Source organism: Pseudomonadota bacterium, from assembly GCA_023229365.1.
GTDB lineage: Bacteria > Myxococcota_A > Polyangia > JAAYKL01 > JAAYKL01 > JALNZK01.
In genome coordinates this window covers 1-13,528 of record JALNZK010000142.1, presented here as the reverse complement: position 1 = coordinate 13,528, position 13,528 = coordinate 1, and the positions used below count along the sequence as shown (strand labels likewise).

Annotated in this window: 13 protein-coding genes; 8 read left to right on the top strand and 5 right to left on the bottom strand. The window is 69.1% G+C overall.

Features of this window, described 5'->3' with window-relative positions; genetic code table 11:
* The 4 genes from M0R80_27915 to M0R80_27900 all read left to right on the top strand — a co-directional run.
* A partial coding sequence (locus tag M0R80_27915) for a hypothetical protein (protein MCK9463465.1) occupies positions 1-1,163 on the top strand: 1,163 nt, incomplete at its 5' end.
* Positions 1,160-2,119, top strand: a complete 960-nt coding sequence (locus M0R80_27910; GenBank protein ID MCK9463464.1) for a MoxR family ATPase — start codon at positions 1,160-1,162, stop codon at positions 2,117-2,119. The genes M0R80_27915 and M0R80_27910, both read left to right, overlap by 4 nt.
* On the top strand, positions 2,116-3,426 hold the full coding sequence (locus M0R80_27905) for a DUF58 domain-containing protein (GenBank protein MCK9463463.1): 1,311 nt from the start codon (positions 2,116-2,118) through the stop codon (positions 3,424-3,426). Before M0R80_27910 ends, M0R80_27905 begins: the two co-directional genes overlap by 4 nt.
* Before the next feature lie 82 nt (positions 3,427-3,508).
* The gene (locus tag M0R80_27900) at positions 3,509-4,075 is read left to right on the top strand and encodes an ORF6N domain-containing protein (protein ID MCK9463462.1); all 567 of its coding nucleotides are present in this window, start codon (positions 3,509-3,511) and stop codon (positions 4,073-4,075) included.
* Between the two features lie 45 nt (positions 4,076-4,120).
* Here the strand turns inward: M0R80_27900 and hpt are convergent, their stop codons facing one another.
* Both hpt and M0R80_27890 read right to left on the bottom strand, forming a co-directional pair.
* Positions 4,121-4,693, bottom strand: a complete 573-nt coding sequence (hpt, locus tag M0R80_27895; protein MCK9463461.1) for a hypoxanthine phosphoribosyltransferase — start codon at positions 4,691-4,693, stop codon at positions 4,121-4,123.
* Positions 4,690-5,664: a phosphoribosylaminoimidazolesuccinocarboxamide synthase gene (locus M0R80_27890; GenBank protein MCK9463460.1), complete on the bottom strand. Its 975-nt coding sequence runs from the start codon at positions 5,662-5,664 to the stop codon at positions 4,690-4,692. The genes hpt and M0R80_27890 overlap by 4 nt, the downstream gene beginning before the upstream one ends.
* Before the next feature lie 125 nt (positions 5,665-5,789).
* Between M0R80_27890 and thiE the strand changes: the two genes are divergently transcribed.
* From thiE to M0R80_27875, 3 genes are read left to right on the top strand one after another with little or no spacing between them, the layout of a single operon-like run.
* Positions 5,790-6,413 carry a thiamine phosphate synthase gene (gene thiE / locus M0R80_27885; protein ID MCK9463459.1) on the top strand — a complete coding sequence of 208 codons (624 nt, stop codon included), beginning with the start codon at positions 5,790-5,792 and terminating at the stop codon, positions 6,411-6,413.
* Positions 6,414-6,439: 26 nt separating this feature from the next.
* Positions 6,440-7,483 (top strand): hypothetical protein, encoded by a 1,044-nt coding sequence (locus M0R80_27880; protein MCK9463458.1) that lies wholly within the window; start codon positions 6,440-6,442, stop codon positions 7,481-7,483.
* Positions 7,484-7,499: 16 nt separating this feature from the next.
* On the top strand, positions 7,500-8,786 hold the full coding sequence (locus M0R80_27875; GenBank protein ID MCK9463457.1) for a VCBS repeat-containing protein: 1,287 nt from the start codon (positions 7,500-7,502) through the stop codon (positions 8,784-8,786).
* 3 nt (positions 8,787-8,789) lie between these two features.
* Here the strand turns inward: M0R80_27875 and M0R80_27870 are convergent, their stop codons facing one another.
* Entirely contained in the window at positions 8,790-9,245 is a 456-nt protein-coding gene (locus M0R80_27870; GenBank protein ID MCK9463456.1) for a hypothetical protein, read from the bottom strand.
* Positions 9,246-9,505: 260 nt separating this feature from the next.
* On the opposite strand from M0R80_27870, the gene M0R80_27865 reads away from it, so the two are divergent.
* A complete protein-coding gene (locus tag M0R80_27865; protein MCK9463455.1) occupies positions 9,506-9,931 on the top strand; it encodes a hypothetical protein in 426 nt (141 codons plus the stop codon).
* A 15-nt stretch (positions 9,932-9,946) separates the two neighbouring features.
* Here the strand turns inward: M0R80_27865 and M0R80_27860 are convergent, their stop codons facing one another.
* Entirely contained in the window at positions 9,947-11,776 is a 1,830-nt protein-coding gene (locus M0R80_27860; GenBank protein MCK9463454.1) for an ABC transporter ATP-binding protein/permease, read from the bottom strand.
* 31 nt (positions 11,777-11,807) lie between these two features.
* The coding region (gene lon, locus M0R80_27855; GenBank protein MCK9463453.1) for an endopeptidase La at positions 11,808-13,528 on the bottom strand (1,721 nt) is incomplete at its 5' end.

The following is a 13,528-nucleotide window of genomic DNA, read 5'->3' as shown; positions in this document are numbered from 1 at the left end:
GGAGGAGCTCTGTGGGATCGAGAAGCCACAAGGCTGAGATCGGCTGGTGGCTGGGCCTCGCCGCGTGGGTGACCCTCGCGGCGCTGTGGGAGCCCGAGCCGCCGCTGTCGTATCTCGACGCGCCCTCGACCAGCACGCGGCCGGACGGCTACGCCGTGTTCCACGATCTGGTCGGGCGCAACACCGCCGGCGCAAGGCGCCTGCTCGGCGGCGTCTCGCAAGTCGGCGACGGCGTTGGCGTGCTCGTCGTCCTCTCGCCGAGCCGCGGCATCGACGACCGCGATCGCGAGGAGATGCTCGATTGGGTCTCGAGCACCGGCGGCACGCTGATCATCGGGCACCCGATCCGCGACGACGAGGGGAACGCCGTCGACCGTTTCGGCGACGAGGGCTTCTTCGAGCTGAGCGCTCGCGGGGAGTCCCCGCCGGTCTCCGTCTCGCTCAGCTACCTGCCGCGCCGCGCCGACCCCCCGCGCGAGGTCCCGACCTTCGAGGCCACGGTCCGAGGAGAGATCGCCCTGTCCGAGATTGGTGCCGAGGCGATGGTGACCGATGGGGAGGGCCGGACGATCGTCTCCACGGAGAGCCACGGCGCCGGCACGGTGATCCAGCTCGCCGACGCGACGATGCTCGACAACAGCGAGCTCGGCTTCAAGCGGGCGCACCTGTTCGCAGCCGCGCTCATCGACGAGGCCGGCAAGGAGAAGCTCTGGGCGTTCGACGAGGCGCACGAGGGGGTCGAGCCCGAGCCGTCGCTGGTCGCGTACCTCGGCTCCGGCCCGTGGCGCGGCGTGCTCCTCCAGGTGCTCCTGCTCGGACTGTTCGTCTACTGGTGGGCGAGCGCGCGGCTCGTCCGGCCGACGCCGGCCCCGCCTTCGAGGCGGGCGCGGGAGGTGACGACGCTGGCGCGCGACGTCGGCGACTTCTACCTCCGGGCCGGTCGCAGCGAGTGGGCGCTCTCGCGGGTGCTCGAGCACCTGCGGCGCGCGATGAAGGGGAGGGGTCGGGGAGAGGAACGTCAGGCGGCGGAGGACGTGGCGGCTGAGGCGGCGCGGGAGCTCGACACGGGCGGGCGCAACGCGGAGCGACACGTGGTCCTGATTCGGAAGATGGCGATCTGCCAGCGGATGCTGGCCGAGAGCAGCAAGGGGAAGAAACGATGAATCCTATGGAGATCCAGAAGGCGTTCGAGCGGATCCGCGACGAGATCGGCAAGGTGATCGTCGGCCAGGACGACGTGGTCGAGGGCGTGATGCTCGCGCTGTTCGCCCACGGGCATGTGCTCCTCGAGGGCCCGCCGGGGCTCGGGAAGACGCTGCTCGCCAACGCGTTCGGCCGCGCGCTCTCGTGCAGCTTCAGGCGCGTGCAGTGCACGCCGGACCTCATGCCGGGCGACCTCGTCGGGCACTCGGTGTTCGACATGCGCGAGCAGAAGTTCGTCTTCAGGCCCGGGCCGGTGTTCACGAACATCCTGCTCGCCGACGAGGTGAACCGCGCGACGCCCAAGACGCAGTCCGCGATGCTCGAGTGTCTCCAGGAGCGGCAGGTCACGAACGACGCGACGACGTACCCCATCACGCCGCCGTTCATCACGATCGCGACGCAGAACCCGCTCGAGTACGAGGGGACGTATCCGCTCCCGGAGGCGCAGGTTGATCGCTTCATGTTCAAGCTGCTCGTCGACTATCCGAGCCAGGGGGAGGAGACGCGCATCCTCGAGCGGTACGAGCGCGGCGTGGATCTGTTCGACATGGAGGCGCTCGGCGTGCGGCCGGTGATGGCGCGCGAGGAGATCCTCGGCGTGATCGACGCGTGCAAGGGCGTGCGCGCAGAGGGAAAGGTGCTCGACTACATCACGCGGCTCACGGTCAAGACCCGCGAGTGGACCGGGATCGCGGTCGGCGCCTCCCCGCGCGCCTCGGTGGCGATGCTCATGGGGGGGAGGGCGTGCGCCGCGGTCCGTGGCCGCGACTACGTGACCCCCGACGACGTGCTCCACATCGCGCCGTGGGCGCTGCGCCACAGGGTGCGGCTGACGCCGGACGCGGTGATCCAGGAGACGACTCCGGACGACATCCTCGCGCGCGTCTTCGAGGCGGTGGAGGTGCCCAGGGGATGAACCCTTCGCTCGGACTCGTCCTCGCCCTCGCGGTGGCGTCGCTCGGTGCGGTCGCCTCGGCCGTGGCGAGCGTCCCCTACGCGGTGAGCCTTGCGCCGACCGCCATGGTGCTGGTCTTCGCGATCGCGGACCGCGTGCTCGGGACCGCGACGAGGGTCGAGATCGCGAGGAGGGTCCGCGCCGTCCTGTCGGTCGGTATCGGGAACCCGGTGCAGCTCTCGATCCGCAACACGGGCGCCCGGGCGCTGCGCCTGGAGCTCGCCGACGAGCCGCCGCCCGAGGGGACCTCGTCGCCCGAGGGGGTGCTCCGCGCGCTCGTCTCGCCGCGGTCGACTGTGAAGGTGGAGTACCTGTTCACGCCGGCGCGGCGCGGTAGGTTCTGCTTCGATGCGGTCCGCGTGCGGCACCTCTCCGCGCTCGGCATGTGGCGCGTGGCGCGGCGGTTCGAGCTCAAGGACGAGATCCAGGTCTATCCGAACATCGAGGCGCTCCGGCGCTTCGGGCTCCTCGCCCGACGCAACGCGCTCGCCGAGCTTGGCGTCCGGGCCACGCGGATGCGCGGCGACGGCACGGAGTTCGAGAGGATGCGCGAATATCGTCCCGGCGACGAGCCGCGGCGCGTCGACTGGAAGACCACCGCTCGCCTCGGCAAGCTCTACGTCCGCGAGATGGGGCAGGAGCGGAACCAGAACGTGCTGTTCATGATCGACGTCGGCCGCATGATGCAGCAGACGACCGAGGGCTTGAGCCACTTCGACTACGCGCTCAACACCGCGATCATCCTCGGGCACATCGCGCAACAGCGGGGCGACAACGTCGGCGCGCTCCTGTTCTCGGACACGGTGAAGAAGTTCATCCCGCTCGAGCGCGGTCGTCGCGGGGTCGACGCGCTCGTCCGCGCCGCGTACGACGTCGAGCCCGAGCCTTTGGCCACGAACTACCGCCGGGCGTTCAAGTACGTGATGGCCCATGTGCGCCGCCGCGCCCTCCTGCTTCTCATGACCCACCTCGTGCCGGGGGAGGATCAGCGGCTCATCCGCGGGTACGCCGCGCACCTCGGGCGGCGGCACCTGCCCCTGTGCCTCTTCTTCCGCGAGCCGTCGCTCGCTGTCGAGGCCGAGAAGGTGCCCGCCACGGCGGCGGAGGCGTTCCACGTCGCCGCGGCCGCGGACATCCTGCTCGACAGGCAGGAGAGCCTCTCGATCCTGCGGCACGCGGGCGTCATGGCGCTCGACGCGCAGCCGGGCGAGTACTCGGCCGTGGCGATCAACCAGTACCTCGACATCAAGGCCAGGAATCTATTGTAGGACGAACGAGGCGATCGCGGATCAGTCGATTTCCGGCAACTTCTTTCCAGAACGGCCGATACAGAGGCGAGGAGGGAAGCGAATGGCCGATTCGTCTTTGGTTCCCGTCGATCGCATCGAGCGCGCTATCCTTCTGCTTCGCGGGCAGAAGGTCATCCTCGATGCGGAGCTGGCCGCGCTGTACGGCGTGGAGACGCGCGCCTTGATACAGGCCGTGAAGCGCAACCTCGAACGATTCCCCGAGGATTTCCTGTTTCGCCTCACAATAGATGAGGCTGAGCGTTCAAGATCACATCCTGTGATCTTGAACGCGGACGGCACGGCGCTCGCAGACTCGCCGAATTCCAGGAGCCCTTTCCCGAAGCGAGGCCACAACATCAAGTATTTGCCGTACGCCTTCACGCAGGAGGGCGTAGCGATGCTGTCGAGCGTGCTGCGCAGCCCTCGCGCTGTGCAGGTGAATGTCGAGATCATGCGGGCCTTCGTGCGCCTGCGCAGGTTGCTGGAGACGAACATCGAGCTCGCGCGCCAGATCGCCGCGCTCGAGAAGAGGTACGATGCGCAGTTCAGAGTGGTTTTCGACGCGATCCGAAAGCTCATGGAGTCGCCGGCGAAGCCGAAGCGGCGCATCGGGTTCGGCAAAGGGTGAACGGGTTGACTCAGTACGGCAACGTGGGAGAGGTCCCGAACGCCCCTAACGGGAGGGGAACAGCCCCAGCTGGCCGTCGTCCGGATTCAGCACCGCGATGTGCGGGAGGTTGCGGTAGCGGCCGTCGTAGTCGAGGCCGTAGCCTATCACGAACTCGTCCGGGATCTCGAAGCCCAGGTAGTCGATCGGGACGGGCTTCACCGTGCGCGACGGCTTGTGGAGCAGCGCCGCGATCTTGACGGAGAGCGGGTTGCGGGTCGCGAGGTTCTTGATCAGGTAGTCGAGCGTGAGCCCGGTGTCGACGATGTCCTCCACCACGAGGACGTGGTGCCCCCCCAGGGGATACTTCACGTCGTGCGTGATCTCGACGACGCCGGACGTCTGCGTGCGCCCGCCGATGTACGAGCGCAGGCCGATGAACTCGATCGCGAGCGGCGTGTCGATGTTGCGCAGCAGATCGGCCGCGAAGATGAAGCTGCCCTTGAGCACCGCGAGCGCCACGAGCGGCTCGCCGCGGAAGTCTTCGGTGATCTGTGCGCCGAGCTCGGCCACGCGGCGCGCGATCGCGGCCTCGTCGATCAGCACCTTGCCGATGGAGTTCGTGACCGGGGCGTTCATCGCGCACCTCCGAGACCCAGGTTGCGGGCGATCCGCCCGTTCGGCTCCGCCGCGTCCGGCCGGAACTCCTCGCCCGTGACCTGCTCGCACGCCGCGATGTACCGCCGCGCCGCCTCGACCCGGATCTCGTCCGGGATCTCCGGGATCGGGCCGTCGCCCGTGAAGCCGCGCTCGGTTTTGAGCCACACGCGGACGTACTCCTTGTCGAGCCCCTCGGGCTCCTTGCCGGCGGCGCGGCGCGTCTCGTAGGTCGCCGCCTGCCAGAACCGCGACGAGTCGGGCGTGTGCACCTCGTCGATGACCGCGATGCGGCCGTCCTTCGTCTTGCCGAACTCGTACTTCGTGTCGACGAGGATGAGGCCGTTCGCGGCGCAGTGCCGCTGGCCCGCCTCGAACAGGGCGAAGCTCATGCGGGCGATCTCGTCGAAGTCCGCCGCCGAGATCCGGCTCATCTCGAGGATCTCCTTGCGGGACACGGAGATGTCATGATCGCCGTGCTCGGCCTTGGTGGACGGCGTCAGGATCGGCCGCTCGAGCTTCTGGTGCGCGGTCATGCCGTCCGGGAGGTGGTTGCCGCAGAAGTCGCGGACGCCCCTATTGTAGTGGGTCAGGATCGAGGTGGAGGTCGAGCCGGTGAGGTACGCGCGCACGACCATCTCGACCGGCAGCGGCTCGCAGTCGAGCACCTCCATCACCGCGGGATCCGGGCAGCCGATCATGTGGTTCGGCACGAGGCCGCGCGTCCTCTCGAACCAGAACGCCGCCACGCGGTTCAGGACCTGCCCCTTGAACGGGATCGTGCCGAGCACGCGGTCGAACGCGGAGATCCGGTCCGTGGTGACGATGAAGCGGCGGCCGTCCTTCACGTACGAGTCGCGCACCTTGCCGCGCGACACGGGGCCGAGTCCCTCGAGCGCGGTTTCGGTCAGCGGACGGGAGAGCTGGGCGAGCAACACGTCGCGGTCGATCATCTTCTCGTCCTCCTGATGCGGCCGGCGCGCCGCCGGGGTGTCCGTTCTTCGTACGGGTCGTCCCCGATCCTTGTCAATCGGTTCGTGCGGGAGGCCGCGTTTTGGTGATATGAACCTGGAGAAAGATGCGCGCACGGCTCGAAATCGGCCTCTACGGCATCCTCACCGACCCGGTCGTGGGATACGAGCGGCTCGCGGAGATCATGGTGCGAAAGGGGCTCCGGATCATCCAGCTGCGGGTGAAGGGCGCCCCGCGCGCCGAGGTCGTGGCGATCGCGCGGCGGGTGCGGGCGGTCGTGCCGCCGGGCGTCGCGTTCATCGTCAACGACGACCCGGAGATCGCGGTCGAGGTCGGTGCCGCCGGCGTGCACCTCGGCCAGGGCGATCTGCCGTACGCGGACGCGCGCCGGATCGTGGGCGACGCGGCGATCGTCGGGCTGTCGACGCACAACCCGGCGCAGACCGAGGCCGCCTGCGCGCTCGGGCCCGACTACATCGGCGTGGGGCCGGTGTTCGCGACGCCGACGAAGAGGATCCCGGACCCCGCGATCGGCCTCGACGGGATGCGGCGGATGCTCGCGATCGCGACCGTGCCGGCGGTGGTGCTCGGCGGGATCGACCACGGGAACGCCGCCGCGGTCGTCGCCGCGGGCGCCGGGAACCTGTGCGCGGTCCGGTGCGTCAACGGATCGCCCGAGCCGGGCGCGGAGATCGACCGGATTTTGGCGGTCCTTCGAAACAGGTGCTAATCGTTTTCGAACCAAGGAGGTTTGTCATGATGCGAAGATACGTACTCTGGGGCGCTCTCGCCCTCGCGACCTTCGGCTGCGGCGACGACGACGGCGCGGGCGGGGACGGCGGCACGGACGCGGACACGGACACCGATTCCGACACCGACACGGATACGGACACGGACTCGGATTCGGACACGGACACGGACACGGACACCGACTCCGACACGGAGGCCGCGACCTGCGACAACCTGGCCGACGGGTGGAACTACGGCTGGGACGTCGGCGGCGAGGCGTACGACTTCATCCTGCACCTGCCCGAGGGCGTCGCGACCGACGGGTCGGGCAGCTGGGCGGTCGTGTTCAACTGGCACAGCCTGGGCACGGGTGCCGACATGTTCGACGACTTCATCTCGACGACCTACGACAACGAGACGATGCCGTTCATCGGCGTCACCCCGGATTCGAACGGCTTCACGATCATGACGATGGACATGACGTGGGACGTGTTTTCGGTGGCCGAGGGCGGAGCGGGCAACGCCGACGTCGCGCTGTTCGATCAGCTCGTCGCGTGCTTCGAGACGCGGTACGGCATCGACGAGAACCACATCCACTCCATGGGGTTCTCGCTGGGCGGCATCATGACCGACCTGCTCGCCACCGTGCGGGGCGACGTGCTCGCCTCGGTCGGGACGTACTCGGGCGCCTACTTTTCGGACGACGCTAACGTCGCGACGCTCGGCGTGATCTCCGGCATGGTGAGCTGGCCGGACCCGACCCACGACAACATGTACGGTCAGCTCCTGTGCCACGGCGGGACCAACGACACGTTCGATCTGTCGGTGGTAACCGTGCATTTCGATACCTTCGGGACAAACGACGTCCCGTACCTCAACACCCTCGGCCACGACGTCATCCACTGCGTCAACCCCGATGCGACGCAGCACGGCGATCTCAGCGGCCTGCCGCAACCCGGGGGGTTCGTCGAGTTCTTCGCGGCGCACGGGCTCGGCGTCGAGGCGTCGCCGTGGGCCTCCGGCCTGCCGTCGTCCGGGTTCTCCCTGTGCACGTACGAAGCGAAGGACTGAGAGAGGAGGCGAGGCGATGACGGCGATGCGAGCGGTACTCCTCCTCCTGGGGGTCGCGTGCACCGCGACGGGGTGCGGGGGCGAGGAGGCCAAGCCCGCAGGGGCCCCCGACACGGCGGCCGGGGGGAGGGTCGAGGCGGACGTCGAGAAGCCCGAGGCGGCTCCGGCGGCGGCGGGCAAGCTCCTCCTCGTCGCGCAGTCCGAGTTCAAGCCGAACGCGGAGGGCAAGTACACGGTGCCCGACGCGGCCGCGCTGCTCGTGCTCGAGCCGACGGCGAGCGGCCCGTGGAAGGCGGACCGGATCGTGGATCGCGAGTCCAACGTGTTCCACAAGGCGCTCTCGCTCGAGCCGGGCGCGATCCTGACGATCGGCGCGAACCAGGCGCGGCTCAAGCTGTGGCGCAAGGCGGGCGGCGCGTGGACGGCGGAGACCCTGTGGAGCCCGACCTTCGGCGGCAAGCAGAACCGCCTGCGCGACTTCGAGGTCGCGGACTTCGACGGCGACGGCCGGAAGGATCTCGCCATCGCGACGCACGACCAGGGCGTCGTGGCCGTGGGCTGGAACCGGCCGGACGGCTGGAAGTTCGAGGAGCTCGACCGCAAGCCGGACACGTTCGTGCACGAGATCGAGATCGGCGACCTCGACGGCGACGGGAAGCTCGAGATCTACGCCACGCCGAGCCAGCCGAACACGGCCTCCGGCCTCGGACAGGGCGGCGCGATCATCCGGTACGCCTGGACGGGCGCGAAGTTCGAGAGGTCCGAGGTCGCGGTCTTCGACAAGCGGCACGTCAAGGAGGTGCTCGTCGCAGACCTCGAGGGCGACCGCCGTCCCGAGCTGTACGCGGCGCTGGAGGCCGAGATGGGCGAGGGCGGCGCCGTGAAGGCGCCGGTGGAGATCCGCCGCTTCGGTTGGAAGGACGGCATCTGGGTGGACGGCAAGGTCGCGGAGCTGAACGACCGCTTCTGCCGGTTCCTCGCGGCGGGCGACGTCGATCACGACGGCGCGCAGGAGCTGATCGCCTCGGCGTTCTCTTCCGGCGTCTGGGTGATCGAGCGCGCCGGCGCGGGCGGCTACCCCGCGACGTGCATCGACACGGACACGGGCGGCTTCGAGCACGCCGCGTACCTCGCGGACATGGACGGCGACGGGGCGCTCGAGCTGTACGTCGCGGACGACAACGCCGGCTCCATCGACAGGTACGCCTTCGACGGCAAGACATACGCGAAGAGCGCCGTCAGCCGGCGGCTCGTGCCCGGCCAGGCGATGGTGTGGAACATCACCGTCGCCGAGACGAGATAGCCTTCACTGCGAGACGTGCTTGATGGAGAGGCGGCCGATCGCCGGCACCGCCTCGGCGACGTTGCGCTGCGCGACGGTCCGGAGGCCCTTGTAGATCTTCTTGATCGCCGTCTTGCTGGATCTCTCCATGATGCCGTCCGTGACCTTGAGGAGGTCGTCGGCGATCATGGCGTCCCGGTTCTTGGCCCAGGCGTCGAACGGGACCCGCTTGCTCGGATCCGCGGAGAGATACAGCTCGTAATGCGTGTCCAGGACGGACGCGAAGTCGTCGAGCAGGTGATCCGCCGCGTCCCTCACGATGGTCGGCTTGATCGCCTTGAACGCCCTGTAGCCGCCCTTGATCATGAACCCCGTCACCCCGGACTTCGCGGCCACCTCGGCGTCCACGAGCTTCGCGCAGTCGTCGAGGATCTGCGGCCTGCGCTCGGGCAGCGAGAGCTTGTCTTTCAGAACGCCCATTCCCCGCTCCTTTGGATGCGAAGTGCGCCATCGCGGTTACCAGCAACCGCATCGCGAGGCAAGACAATTCACCGGCGGCGCGGCCGTCCAATGGCGGCGTTCATGGGAGGGCGGGCGCCTCCGAAACGGCGCACATTGGAAACGGTCGAATATCTTCGCGGGATCGGGGAACGATTCTTGTGTGCGATTTGGATCGTGATATAACCGCTGCAATGAAATGACTCGTCTATTCGACGAGCGCAGGAAGGAATCGAGAACAAATGGCGAAGAACAGACTGGAAGAGACGATTGCGAAGGCCGCGAACGCCTTCGCGCTGGAGATCCTCGCGGCGGTCAAGGCGTCGAGCCTGCAGGAACTGCTGGCCCTGTCGGAGGGCGGGGCGCCGGCCGTCGAGGGAAAGAAGAGGGGGCGCAAGCCGGGGCGCAAGCCGGGGCGCAAGCCGGGGCGCAAGCCGGGGCGCAAGCCGGGGCGCAAGCCGGGGCGCAAGCCCGGGAAGGTGACGGCGGCGAAGGTCGCGAAGAAGGAAAAGGCGGCGAAGCCCCGGAAGAAGCGCGTCGTGAAGAACTACCCGAAGTGCGCGTTCCCGGGATGCAACAAGAACCGCTTCCCGCGCGGCAAGGGCTATTGCGGCGACCATTGGAAGCAATGGAAGGACGGGAAGATCCCGGCCGCGCCGAAGAAGTAGCTCCAATCCCCCGGTCTATTTCAATGTGACACCCGGGATCGATCCCCACGAGGAGGCGTACCGCCCGCCGCGGGCGTTCAGCTCGTCGTGCGTCCCGGACTCGACGACCCGGCCGCCCTCCATGACGTGGATGCGATCGGCGCGCATGGCCGTGGTGAGGCGGTGCGTCACGAGCACGACGGTCCTGCCCGCCGCGAGGGCGCGCAGGCGGTCCATCCACCCGGCCTCGGTCCACGAGTCCATGGCGCTCGTCGGCTCGTCGAGGAGGATGAGCGAGGAGCGCCTGAGGAAGGCGCGCGCGAGCGCGATGCGCTGCCACTCGCCGGCGCTGAGCTCGACGCCGCCTTTGAACCAGTTGCCGAGCATCGTGTCGAAGCCGTGTGGCAGCGACGCGATCAGCGCCGCGGCGTCCGCCTCCGCCGCCGCCCTGCGAATCTCGTCCGGGCCCGCGCCGGGATCGCCGAGGCCGATGTTCTCGCCGGCGGGGCACGCGTAGCGCACCGGCTTCTGGAAGAGCGCGGTCAGCGTCCGCCGCAGCGCGGCCAGATCGAGCGCCCGCAGATCGACGCCGTCGAGCGCGACGCTCCCCGCGGTCGGGTCGTAGAGCCGCGCGAGCAGCTTGATGAGCGTGCTCTTCCCCGATCCGTTGCGGCCGACGATCGCGGTGATCTCGCCGGCCTGGATGGAGAGGTTCAGCCCGTCGAGCGCGGGCCGGCCGGCCCCCGGGTAGGAGAACGACAGATCGCGCAGCTCGATCCCGGGGGAGGCCGCGGGCGGAGCCGTCGCGGAGCCGGAGGGGGACGCGATCGAGGGCGCGAGCCCGAGGAACTCGTAGAGATCCGCGAGGAACAGCGTGTTCCGGAAGATCTCGCCCACGCTCCCGAGCAGCGACCGCAGGAGCTGGGCGCCCTGGCTGAGCGCGGCGGCGAACGCGGCGAGCTCCCCGAGCGTCGCCTCTCCCGTGATCGTGCGGCGGGCCATCCACGCGACGCAGCCGGCGATCGCGAGGAGCGCGAAGACGGAGGAGCCCAGCTCGCCCAGCGCCTTGCCGCGCGCGAGCGCGAGGCGGTCCCGGCGCAGCGAGGCGGTGAGCTCGCGGTACCGCGCCGCGAAGAGGCCGCCGAGGTCGAAGAGCCGCAGCTCGGCGGCGCCGTCGGCCCCGGTCATGGCTTCGTCGTAGTACCACGTGCGCCGCTCGTCCTCCGTGCGCCGGAGGCGCCACTCGTACTGGCGCGCCGCGTGCCGGAGCACGACGAGGAGCGCCGGCGCGGTGGCGGCGAGCAGGATCAGGGGGACGATCGGGCTGAAGGTGAAGAGGATCCCGCACATCGCGACGAGCGTTATGGCGCTCTCGAGGAGCATCCCGGTCGTCTCGACGAGCTGCCCCGGCCGGTACCGCGCCTCCTGCCGAGCGCGGTGCAGGTGGTCGTAGTAGTCCGGGGCGTCGTAGAAGGCGAGATCCACGCTCGTCGACGTGTCGTGGACGAGCCCCGCGATGTGCTCCCGGATGAGCTCGGCCTGGTGCTCGCGGACCAGCCCGGCGAGGCCCTTGAGGATCTCGCCCGCGAGCATGACGGCGCCGAGGGCTATAGCGGCGGCGATCAGCCCGGCGACGGGCGCGGGCGCGCCGTGGGCGCGGACCGCGGCGACGAGGCCGTCCACGACCTCCCGAGTGAGCAGCACCGTCGCGATCGGCAGCAGGCCGCGCAGGAGGATGATCGCGAGCCACGCGAAGGCGAGCCACCCCGACGCCGCGACGACGAGGCGCGCGGTGCGCCACAGCTGTCCGAGCTGGCCCGCGCCCTTCCTGAGCCGCTCCTGGAACGCGCCGTCGACGGTCGCCATGCCGATCAGGTGCCAGGATCGATGGGAACTGTCAAACGCGCGGTATTTCGCCGATCGCGGCGGCGAAGACGTCGGCGTAGGTCTTCGCGTACACGAACTCGAGGCCCTCGATGATGTGCGCTGGGATCTCGGAGATGTCGCGCTCGTTCATCGCCGGGAGGATCACCTTCTCGACGCCGGCGGCCTGCGCGGCGAGCACCTTCTCGCGGATGCCGCCCACGGGCAGCACGTCGCCGACGAGCGTCATCTCGCCGGTCATCGCGATCCTGGGCAGCGGCCGGAGGCCCCGCTTCCCCGAGAGGAGCGAGATCAGGGCGGTCGTGATCGTGACGCCCGCCGACGGCCCGTCCTTCGGGACGGCGCCGGCCGGGAAGTGCACGTGGATGTCGCAGTCCTTGAAGATGACCGGATCGACGTCGTACATCTTGTGGTTGTGCCGGATGTACGAGAGCGCGATCTCCACCGACTCCTTCATGACGTCGCCGAGCTGCCCCGTGACGCGGAAGTGGCCCGCGCCGGGCATGCGCGTCGCCTCGATGCGGAGGATGTCCCCGCCGACCGGCGTCCAAGCGAGCCCGACCGCGGTGCCGATCCGCGGCCTCTGGAGCGACTCCTTGAACACGAGCCGCTGGCCGAGGTAGTCCGTCAGGTTCGCCGCCGTGACGCTCGCCGACTTCGCCGTGCCGGACGCCACCTTCGCGGCGATCTTGCGGCAGATGCGGCCGATCGCGCGCTCCAGGTTGCGCACGCCCGCCTCCGCGGTCCACCCCTCGGCGATCTTGGGGAGGACGTTGGGCGCGAACCGCACCTGCTTCGGCGAGAGCCCGTGGGCCTCGATCTGGCGCGGCAGGAGGTAGCGCTCGGCGATCGCGACCTTCTCGTCGAGGATGTAGCCCGAGAGATCGATCACCTCCATGCGATCGAGGAGCGGGCGCGGGATGTTCGACTTCATGTTCGCCGTGCAGATGAACATCACGTGCGACAGATCGAACGGGATGTCGAGGTAGTGGTCGAGGAACCCGTGGTTCTGCGCCGGGTCGAGCACCTCGAGCATCGCGCTCGACGGATCCCCGCGCCAGTCGCTGCCGAGCTTGTCGATCTCGTCGAGCATGAACAGCGGGTTGCGCACGCCGACCTGCTTGAGCCCCTGCAGGATCTTGCCCGGCATCGCGCCGATGTACGTGCGGCGGTGCCCCTTGATCTCGGCCTCGTCGCGCATGCCCCCCAGGCTGAAGCGGAAGAACTTGCGGCCGAGGCAGCGCGCGATCGACTGGCCGAGGCTCGTCTTGCCCACGCCGGGCGGGCCCGCGAAGCAGAGGATCGCGCCCTTCTGGTCGGGCTTGAGCTTGCGCACCGCGAGGAACTCGATGATCCGGTCCTTGATCTCCTGGAGGCCGTAGTGGTCCTCCTCGAGGATCTCCCGGGCGCGCACGAGATCGCTCGAGTCGGCGGTCTCGGTGCCCCACGGCAGGGAGACGATCCAGTCCAGGTACGTGTGGATGACGTTGTACTCGGGCGACTCCGGGCTCAGGATCTCGAGCCGCTTCATCTCCTTGCGCGCGCGCTCCGCGACCGACTCCGGCAGGCCGTCGAGCTGGATCTTGTCCTCGAGCTCCTTCGAGATGAGCTCCTTCTGATCCACCTCCTCGCCGAGCTCGCGGCGGATCGCCTTGAGCTGCTCGCGGAGGTAGTACTCGCGCTGCGTCTTCTCGACCTTCTCCCGGATGTCCTCGCGGATCTTCCCGGCGAGCC

What these genes read in the sequence shown, in the direction of transcription:
- M0R80_27910 (MCK9463464.1), top strand. Translation starts at nt 1,160, where the DNA reads ATGAATCCTATGGAGATCCAGAAGGCGTTCGAGCGGATCCGCGACGAG.
- M0R80_27905 (MCK9463463.1), top strand. Translation starts at nt 2,116, where the DNA reads ATGAACCCTTCGCTCGGACTCGTCCTCGCCCTCGCGGTGGCGTCGCTC.
- M0R80_27900 (MCK9463462.1), top strand. Translation starts at nt 3,509, where the DNA reads ATGGCCGATTCGTCTTTGGTTCCCGTCGATCGCATCGAGCGCGCTATC.
- hpt (MCK9463461.1), bottom strand. Translation starts at nt 4,693, where the DNA reads ATGAACGCCCCGGTCACGAACTCCATCGGCAAGGTGCTGATCGACGAG.
- M0R80_27890 (MCK9463460.1), bottom strand. Translation starts at nt 5,664, where the DNA reads ATGATCGACCGCGACGTGTTGCTCGCCCAGCTCTCCCGTCCGCTGACC.
- thiE (MCK9463459.1), top strand. Translation starts at nt 5,790, where the DNA reads ATGCGCGCACGGCTCGAAATCGGCCTCTACGGCATCCTCACCGACCCG.
- M0R80_27880 (MCK9463458.1), top strand. Translation starts at nt 6,440, where the DNA reads ATGATGCGAAGATACGTACTCTGGGGCGCTCTCGCCCTCGCGACCTTC.
- M0R80_27875 (MCK9463457.1), top strand. Translation starts at nt 7,500, where the DNA reads ATGACGGCGATGCGAGCGGTACTCCTCCTCCTGGGGGTCGCGTGCACC.
- M0R80_27870 (MCK9463456.1), bottom strand. Translation starts at nt 9,245, where the DNA reads ATGGGCGTTCTGAAAGACAAGCTCTCGCTGCCCGAGCGCAGGCCGCAG.
- M0R80_27865 (MCK9463455.1), top strand. Translation starts at nt 9,506, where the DNA reads ATGGCGAAGAACAGACTGGAAGAGACGATTGCGAAGGCCGCGAACGCC.
- M0R80_27860 (MCK9463454.1), bottom strand. Translation starts at nt 11,776, where the DNA reads ATGGCGACCGTCGACGGCGCGTTCCAGGAGCGGCTCAGGAAGGGCGCG.